At 58.7% G+C, this 8,548-nt stretch carries 9 protein-coding genes; 4 read left to right on the forward strand and 5 right to left on the reverse strand.

Annotated elements, in window-relative coordinates:
* The first annotated feature begins 29 nt into the window (after positions 1–29).
* Positions 30–1,685 carry a lipid IV(A) 4-amino-4-deoxy-L-arabinosyltransferase gene (gene arnT / locus H096_RS32460; RefSeq protein WP_033903310.1) on the forward strand — a complete coding sequence of 552 codons (1,656 nt, stop codon included), beginning with the start codon at positions 30–32 and terminating at the stop codon, positions 1,683–1,685.
* Complete coding sequence (locus H096_RS32465; RefSeq protein WP_033903311.1) at positions 1,685–3,205, forward strand: glycosyltransferase family 39 protein; 1,521 nt, start codon at positions 1,685–1,687, stop codon at positions 3,203–3,205. Before arnT ends, H096_RS32465 begins: the two co-directional genes overlap by 1 nt.
* 9 nt (positions 3,206–3,214) lie before the next feature.
* Here H096_RS32465 and H096_RS32470 read toward each other — a convergent pair whose 3' ends face one another.
* From H096_RS32470 to H096_RS32490, 5 genes are all read right to left on the reverse strand, one after another.
* Positions 3,215–3,928, reverse strand: coding sequence for an AAA family ATPase (locus tag H096_RS32470; RefSeq protein ID WP_033903312.1), 714 nt, complete (start codon positions 3,926–3,928; stop codon positions 3,215–3,217).
* A complete protein-coding gene (locus tag H096_RS32475) occupies positions 3,928–4,674 on the reverse strand; it encodes an ABC transporter permease (protein ID WP_033903313.1) in 747 nt (248 codons plus the stop codon). The genes H096_RS32470 and H096_RS32475 overlap by 1 nt, the downstream gene beginning before the upstream one ends.
* A 315-nt stretch (positions 4,675–4,989) precedes the next feature.
* The gene (locus H096_RS32480; RefSeq protein WP_033903314.1) at positions 4,990–5,586 is read right to left on the reverse strand and encodes an HD domain-containing protein; all 597 of its coding nucleotides are present in this window, start codon (positions 5,584–5,586) and stop codon (positions 4,990–4,992) included.
* Positions 5,587–5,691: 105 nt separating this feature from the next.
* A complete protein-coding gene (locus H096_RS32485) occupies positions 5,692–6,249 on the reverse strand; it encodes a helix-turn-helix transcriptional regulator (protein WP_033903315.1) in 558 nt (185 codons plus the stop codon).
* 63 nt (positions 6,250–6,312) lie between these two features.
* Positions 6,313–7,242 carry an ATP-binding cassette domain-containing protein gene (locus H096_RS32490; protein ID WP_033903316.1) on the reverse strand — a complete coding sequence of 310 codons (930 nt, stop codon included), beginning with the start codon at positions 7,240–7,242 and terminating at the stop codon, positions 6,313–6,315.
* A 101-nt stretch (positions 7,243–7,343) separates the two neighbouring features.
* Here H096_RS32490 and H096_RS34080 point away from each other — a divergent pair, with 101 nt between their 5' ends.
* Together H096_RS34080 and H096_RS32495 are read left to right on the forward strand one after the other, a co-directional pair.
* Positions 7,344–7,574: a hypothetical protein gene (locus H096_RS34080; protein ID WP_156487834.1), complete on the forward strand. Its 231-nt coding sequence runs from the start codon at positions 7,344–7,346 to the stop codon at positions 7,572–7,574.
* A gap of 352 nt (positions 7,575–7,926) precedes the next feature.
* Entirely contained in the window at positions 7,927–8,235 is a 309-nt protein-coding gene (locus H096_RS32495; RefSeq protein ID WP_033903317.1) for a hypothetical protein, read from the forward strand.
* Positions 8,236–8,548: the final 313 nt, after the last annotated feature.

Genomic DNA, 8,548 nt, shown 5'->3' on the forward strand with positions numbered 1-8,548 from the left:
ACAACTAAACGTCAGGGAGCGACGTTTGCATGACTCGATTAAAACCTCTGCCACTGTTATTACTGGCCTTTGTCGCGTTTTACCTGTTGCCCCTGGGTCTGCACGGCTTGTGGATCCCGGACGAAACCCGCTACGCCCAGATCAGCCAGGAAATGCTCCAGAGCGGCAACTGGGTAGCGCCGCATTTCATGGGCATCCGCTATTTTGAAAAACCCGCTGGCGGCTATTGGTTGATCGCCTTGGGCCAAGCGGTGTTCGGCCAGAACCTGTTCGGCGTGCGCATCGCCTCAGCGCTTACGACCGGCTTGAGCGTGCTGTTGGCCTACCTGATGGCCCGCCGCCTGTGGAATGACCCGCGCAAAAGCTTCGCCTGCGCCCTGCTCTACCTGAGCTTCGGCCTGGTGGCCGGGCAAGCGGGCTACTCCAACCTGGATCCGCAATTCACCCTGTGGGTCAACCTGAGCCTGGTGGCCCTGTGGTTTGCCCTCGACAGCCACACAGTACGCGGCCGTCTTTGGGCGTGGACCGTCGTGGGCCTGGCCTGCGCCCTGGGTTTCCTGACCAAGGGGTTCCTGGCCCTGGCGTTGCCGGTGTTGATCGCCGTGCCTTACATGCTCTGGCAACGCCGCCTGGGCGAACTGCTGCGCTATGGCCCGCTGGCCATGCTGGTGTGCTTGTTGGTGTGCCTGCCTTGGGCGCTGGCGATCCATCTGCAGGAACCGGACTTCTGGCGCTTCTTTTTCTGGAATGAACACATCCGCCGCTTCAGCGCCGACAACGCGCAACACGTGCGGCCGTGGTGGTTCTTCCTGCCGATCATCGCGGTAGCGTGTCTGCCTTGGGCAGGGTTGCTGCCGAGCACCCTGCGCAAGACCTGGCAGGAAAAGCGCCAACCGGCCATCGCCTTCCTGGCCCTGTGGCTGCTGTTGCCGCTGGGTTTCTTCAGCCTGAGCAACGGCAAGCTGCCGACCTACATCATGCCGTGCCTGCTGCCCCTGGCCTTGTTGATGGGGCATACACTGGTCGACCTGATCAACCGGCATAAAGCCCGCACGATCTGCCTCAACGGCCTGCTCAACTTCGTGATCGGCATGGCGGCCATGATCGTGCTGATCTACCTGCAAATCGCCCGACCCTTGTACAGCAACAGCCATGCAGAGATGTTCAGCCTGTCCCTGGCGTTTATCGTGTTGCTGGGGTGGATCCTCACCAACCTGCTGCAAGCCTTCCGCCCGCTGACGCTGTGGGCGATGCCAGCGCTGGGCATCGGCCTGCTGGTGATCCTGCTGCCGGCGAGCATGCCGGAGTGGATCGCGGACAACGAAATGCCCGACCAGTTTGTGCTCGAACACCTGGAAGAACTGCAACAGACCCAAGCCCTGCTGAGCAACGAACTGGGGAATGCCAGTGCCTTGGCCTGGCGCCTGAAACGCCCGGAAGTGGCGCTGTACGACACCGAGGGCGAGCTGCGTTATGGCTTGCAGTACGCAGGTTCGGTGCACCGCAAAGTGGAATTGGAAGAGGTGCAGGCCTGGCTCAAGGAACAGCGCCAACTCGGCTCGGTCGGCGTACTGATGCGCGTCAACAGCACCAGTGAAATGCGCGAAGCCGGGCAACTGCCGCCCGGAGGCAAACGCTACTACAAGGGTTCCCTCGAACTGATCATCTACCCGAAATCGCCGTGATGGCGGCTTTCTGGAAGACCGAACGCGGCGCCCTGCTGCTGTTGCTGGGCGTCACCGCCGTGCTGCTGCTGACCGGCCTGAGCGCACGCGACCTGTGGGGCCCGGAAACCCGTTGGGCGAACATCGCCTTGCAGATGCTGCAGAGCGGCGACTATTTCGATCCCTACCTCAAGGGCGCGCCCTATTACGACAAACCCCTGCCCTCCTACTGGCTGATCACCGCCAGTGCCCACTTGCTGGGTAGCCTCGGTCCCTGGTCACTGCGCTTGCCGTCCGTGATCGGCGCCTGGCTGAGCGTGTGGCTGGTCTACCTGATCGGCGAACAACTGCTGCGCAAGGGCACCGGGCTGATTGCCGGTTGGATGCTCGCCACCACCTTCTACTTCCTGTTCTGGGCGCGCGTGGCCACGGCCGACGTGCTGACGGTGTGTGGTGTGCTGGCGGCGGTGTGGTGGTACTGGCGCGGGCCGGAGGACACGCGGCTGGGTCGCTACACGGTGTTCTTCCTGCTGCTGGCCGTGACATCGCTGTTCAAAGGGCTGATCGGCTTTGTGCTGCCCGGCCTGGTGCTGCTGCCACACCTGCTGGCGGAACATCGCTACAAGCGCCACCTCAACCTGCGCCTGGTGTGTGCCTTGCTGATCGCTGCGGCGGTTTATGCCGTGCCCTTCGTGCTGTCCCATGTCTACGGTGCCCCTAGCTATGGCAGCAGCGGCCTGGCGTTGGTGTTCCGCGAAAACGTGGTGCGCTTTTTCGACCCGTTCGACCATATGGGCCCGATCTACACCTACCTGATCTACCTGCCCGCCTACACCCTGCCCTGGGTGCCGTGCTGGCTGCTCGGCCTGTGGCTGGCGCTGCGGCACTGGCGCCACACGCCGCCGAACGTGCGTTGGCTGGTGTGGGGCCTGGGCCTGTTGTTCGTGTTCTTCACCGCCAGCGGCAGTCGACGCAGCTACTACGTACTGCCATTGGTGCCCTTCGCCCAACTGCTCGGCGCCTGGTGGGTCAGCGAACGCCTGCGGGCACGGCCAGCCAGCCAGTCACGCTGGTTCAAAGGCTTTGCCATCGCCGCCGCGCTGATGCTGTTGATACTCGGCGTGGCCTACCCCTGGAGCAACAGCAACGGCGGCGTGACCCGCTTTGCCGAAGACGTGCGAACCGAAGCGACCCAAATCGCGCCGTGGGAGCAATGGCAACTCGTGCTGGTGGAAGCGGACAACAAAGTGCCGATGTACCTGCAAAACGGCGGCAAGCCGTTCTACTACGTGGCCGAAACCCAGGACTTTCCCCGCCAGGGCGATAGCGCGGCGTTCCTGGCCTGGCTGGAAAAAACCAGCGGCAAGACCTTCGACCCGCAACGCACCATTATTGTCGCGCAGTACGCCAAGGACGATCCCGCGCCACTGGCTTATCTGGGCAAGGATCATCGGGTGATTGGCACCCAGCCGGATAATGGCGAGCGGTGGTTTCACAAGCGTGAGGATGGGAGCGTGGCGTTCATTCCCCAGCCTAAATAGAAGGCGGCCTTATCCTTTTGGCAGACTGGCGGCGTGGATAAATGCCTCATCTAGGCTTTGGGCGTCGTAGGCGTGCATGAAGCCTTGGGCATCAGTAAAACGGTTGAATCGCCTTTGACTCAGCATGTAAAAATCATCGCAATGGGCGACGATTTCATCGACGTTGTGCGATGAAACCAACACCGCGACACCCTCTGCCGCTGCCCCCTCCAAACAACGCCAGATGTGATAACGAAACTCGGGATCCACACCCGCCGTAGGTTCATCCAGTATCACCAGGTCCGCGTTGGCGCAGAGCAGGGACAACGTAAAAAACCAACGCTTTTCCCCATAACTGCAGAGTGCGGACTTTTTGTTCCAGATCTCGCAGTAACGCTCCGCGATGCCGGGGCTCCATTTTTCGATTTTATCGAGTGCATGTTGTTGGGTAACCTTGGTGTCGGAGCAAAACAGCATGGCCATTTTGAAGATGTCGAACATGCGAAATACAGGCGGCGTGCTGATGATCTGCGACAGGTACAGCAGCTTGGAGAAAGAGCTGTTTACCTCACCGCCCTCTATTTTCTTCAGGCCGCACAGCACATCAAAAAAAGTGGTCTTGCCGGAGCCGTTTGGGCCGAGAAGGCCTGATATGGAGCCGGCTGCGACTGTCAGAGAAGCGTTGCTGAACAGTACATGGCCTGGGTAACTGACCCCGAGTGAGCTGACGATAAGTTTCTTCATCAGTATCGGCTCCATACTGGGTTGATGAGCAATAATCGAAAGGTCACGCCAAAGGAGATAGAAAAGGCCGCCATGACAACCAACACGATGTCTATCGACTCCGCGACTCCCTCCACCATTATTTGATTAGCCCACCCCATAGGATTTAAAATTTTTATGAGCTGGAGGGCAGTATGAGATGAACTGACGCTCACAATTCCAAGCGCCAACATCAAACATAACAAGACAGAAAATACGGTGCTGGCATTTTGAAAACTTAGCGGAACCAATGTAAGCAACAGCGAAAATATGGAAAACAAGATGAAGCAGATATAAAATCTCAACACAATATCCAGCACATCCAAAACTTCCACCCCCGGTCCAAAATAAAATTTCGTCAGACCGTAGAAAACCACGCAATAAACTATCGACAAGATGGAGTAGGCAAAAAACTGCCCAAATAGAAAGATGAGCTTGGTCGGTGTCGTGTAGACAAAAGAGCGCAAAAAGCCACTTTCTCTTCGCCCTACGATATAAAACGCCAGGCCAAAAAACGCCACGCTACAGGCGATAAAGGCATAGAACCATGACGTAACGGCGAGATAACTGATCGTTCGATCATCATTGGACGTTCTCGCATAGGCGATTAGATAAAATGTTACCGCCGGAGAGACCACCATCCAGAACAGTGCAACAGGTTCCTTTAACTGTTCCTTTATAAACAATGCGGCCAGTAAAAAGGATTTGGACAGTGGATAACCGTTCATGGCTTACCTCGCAGGAAGCGTGACCGACTTTCCATCAAAACTTAGCGCATTTGGAAAAACATTCAAGATGTTCTACTTTTAATAGACTCGTAACTATGAGAAATTTCACTCATAAAAATCAGATATTCGGCAATTGAATACGACAACCTTCCTCTTTCGAGGACGCCACCCGAACATCACATTCTTCAACAGCGTGAGTGACTTATTGCTCACATTACAAAAACAATCAAAGACCTCATTAATTAACAAGTTCCGCGCTGCTGGATTGTTTTTTTCAGAAAAAACGACAAGCGGTATTGGTCAGAGGTGACCTGACTACGCTCGATCAGCAAAAGCCGCCGAGTCACACGCGGCGATCTTCTCCCGTGTCCCCTCATCAATAAGCCCGCGAAGCCGCTCAAACAAAGGATCGGCATCCGTGTAGCCCTTGCCGTAGGTCAGGTTGAATCCATAGTCGAAATCGGGTGGGTTCTTGCCCTGATTGTGCTGGAGAAGGGTCTCCAGTTTGTCCAGCGCCTTGACGGCCTTGGCCTCGGCAGACTGTGCGGCTTCATAGTCCTCCCAGAGCGCCATTATCTGCGTTTGCAATGGCCCGTCGAGGGCGCGGGTCAGGTGTAGAAGGTCTTTTCTTTCTTGCTCGCGCTTGTCGGGAAATGACGCTTTGTGGATGGCCGGGATGTCGCCATGGATGGCCTCTCCCAGGTCATGGATGACGCACATCTGGAGCAGTTTGAGCCTGTCTAGATGGCGGAATTGATCCTCGAAAACCATCGCCATCAGGCACAGGCGCCAGCTATGTTCCGCGGTGCTTTCGGTGCGCCCTGAGGTGGTGTGGGCGCTGCGGAGTACGTCCTTGAGTTTTTCCGCCTCGCGAATGAAGGCGAGGCGCCCTTTGATCTCTTCGGTGTCCATGGTGTTCTCTGGCTCGGTCGACTGACGTGCTGCGCGACTGCACAGGCGGCCAGACTAGGTCCAGGGCTATCCGGCGTCCACGCATAAGATATGCGTGCGCCCGTGTCAGAGTGTCTCGACCAGGCGCGCGGCCGTTCCGTCCGAGAGGGGGATACGGGTCCAGCGGCAAACACCTTGCGTGATGGGCACGAGCAGCGAGTCATTGGCGCCCGTGGAAAACTCCACGGCAGGCGGTGCCAGGGTTTCGCGCCATCCGGATGCGTTGAGTGCCAGCTCCTTGCGCATGATCTCGGGGGTGGCGAAACGCCAAAGAGAGCAGCCCATCAACTCACTGATCGGGCGCGTGAACTCGCCGGCTCGGCTCGGGGAGCACGCCAGCAGACGGTGGGTCAGGTCGCAGACTAGGTGCATGGGCCGTGGGCTCTCGCTGACCAGCCGAGCCAGGACGTGATCGGCGGCAGCGTCGAGGCGAGCGGCCAGCAATTGCTCAAGCTGTTTGTGCGCCACCGGGTCCATGGCCTGCACGCCGCTTTCCCAGCGGGAAATGGTCGATTGAGTCACACCGAACACCTGCGCGGCATGGGATTGCTTGACGCGGTGCAGCAGGCGCCAGCGCCTCAGCGCAACGCCAGGCAAGGCCAGCGGTAACAATGTGTCAGACATGTCGAGACTCTCGAGAGGCGACGGGGCGGGTCAGTTTGATGGATGTTCGCCCACGCCTGCAAATCAACTCTCGGGATTGATCCCGCTTTTGCGCGGCACACCGGCCTCGTCCGTGCCCACTCGCAACCCTGCGACCTGCTCCTGCACCGCCCGTCCCTCTGCCCGATTGCGGATGAACCCAGCGCGGGTAAATCGCTCCAGAAACGGCACCGGCAAGGTCTTGCCCGGTATCACTGCCGGCTGCTCGTCCACATCACCGAACAGGGTATACGCGGCACTTGGCAAGTGCCGGGTATTGAGGTCACTGGTCAGCCGTCCTTCCTGCAACACAATCGCGCGGTTGGTGACCCGTTGCAGGTCGGACAGGCGCTGGGAAATGTAGAGGATCGCCACACCTCGTGCGCGCTGGCTGTCGATCAGGCCAAGCAAGCGTTCGGCGTCGGTTTCCGACAGGGCGGCAGTGGGTTCGTCGAGGATCAGGAATCGGGGTTGCTGTGCAAAGGCGCGGGCCAGCACCAGCAATTGGCGGTCCGCCTGGCCGAGGCGTTCGACCGGGTGTTGCAGCGGCAGGTCCAGGCCCAGCCCGGCGGCGATGGCTTCGGCACGTTGCAGCAGGTTTTTGCGGTTGAGCAAGAAGTCGGCGTCGGGTTGGCCCAGCTCATCGAGCAACAAGTTCTCGGCCACACTCAGGCCGGGGGCGATCCCATCGTCGGGGCGTTGGTGCACCGCCACGATGCCAACCCGGCGCGCCGACAACGGCGAGGTGAAACGTTGGCGCTGGCCATCGACCCACAGTTCACCAGTGTCCGGCGCCAGGCTGCCGCTGAGGATCTTTACCAAGGTCGATTTGCCCGCCCCCGTGGCGCCGAGCAACGCCACGCCCTCGCCCGGATAAATATCCAGGCTGACCTGATCCAGCGCCCGTTGGGCATCAAAGGTTTTGCACAGGCCAAGCAAGCGAATCAAGGGCGCGGCGGCAACGAGGTTGCTCATGGCTCATCTCTAAGGCGGAACGGTGACTCATTACAACGCTTTACGGCGCTGATTTATTCCGAACAACAATGAGTTAGGTCCCGAATTAAATGCATTACCTCATGAACAATCCAATAGCTGAATCGCATAGCCGAATTTTTTTGAGTTATAAGGCGATTGTCGGCAGTTTGATGAATGCATTCAGCGTGGCATCCGGCAATGCTCGGCGAAGGTACAAACCGGGGACATCGTTTACCTATCTGGCCGCGCTGCCTGGTTTTGGGTCTGCTGCGCAGCCCAACGCGGGCGGTGCGACGATTCGACAAGCCCGCTTGCCACAGGATATCGCGTAAGCATCTTGAATTTATTAAACGCAGACTGAGGTGGATGGCATTTGGTCATGGTTTGTAAAGGGCCAGCAAGGCGTGTCGCTTTTAATTGAAGGACGTTTCCTAGACAATCCTCGCCGCCTTGTGCCTGCCGGGATCGGTGGCTAGTCTTCGCTCCGTCGCTGAACTTCAGTGATCGGGTTTAGCAGCCTGACTTCAATGGGCACACGGTTCACATCTGCGTTTATGGTGGCTGTGCGCGGGGCACCTTCGGGTGCGCTGGTTTTCCTATTGACCGGTCTGCTAACCCGCGTACAGCTGCCACCCGCGTTTAGCAGCGTCGGCGGTAGCTCCTTTGCTCAATAGGAGTTGCACCATGAACAAAGCCCTACCCGACCCACCCTGTGACCCCGCCAAAGACCGCGCCGCCTTCAACCGCGCCATCGATCATTACCTGCCTTCACCGGGTGTCCACGCCATCAACGAAGACCTCAGCTTCGAAGACGCCCTGCTCTACACCGCCAGTTTGCTCGACAGCGCTTCAGCGACTGCATTGGATTGCGGCGAGCTGTTGCCCAGCCCAGAGCGGGCTAAGATCCTGGCGGTGTGGCATTTACTGGAAATGGCCAAAACGACGGTGGATCGCTCCATCGCGTGCCTGAAACCTTCGCCTACCACTGCTTGAACACGGCGTCCTCACGTTTTTCGCCGGCAAGCCGGTATCTACAGAAACCAAAAAGCGTACCCACGATGCGAAGCGAGTCGCTCTTGATCTGAGGCGCCCCGTCAAACACGCTGGCCGAACGCAGGCTTGAATCCGTGGGTAACCCGGCAGGACGCCGGGTTAGCCGCGCTGGGCCAAGGATGGCCCATCGCGGCGGCCCACGGATTCAAGCCTTCGTTCGGGCACACCGAGCCTAGGCGAGGTGCCGAGTGTTGGGGCGAAGACCTTTTGGTGGACTTGTTCCCTCAAAACGTACGCCATGAAGCGAGTGTTA

Origin of the sequence: Pseudomonas sp. FH1 (assembly GCF_000510895.2) — a bacterium.
Lineage (GTDB): Bacteria > Pseudomonadota > Gammaproteobacteria > Pseudomonadales > Pseudomonadaceae > Aquipseudomonas > Aquipseudomonas azotoformans_A.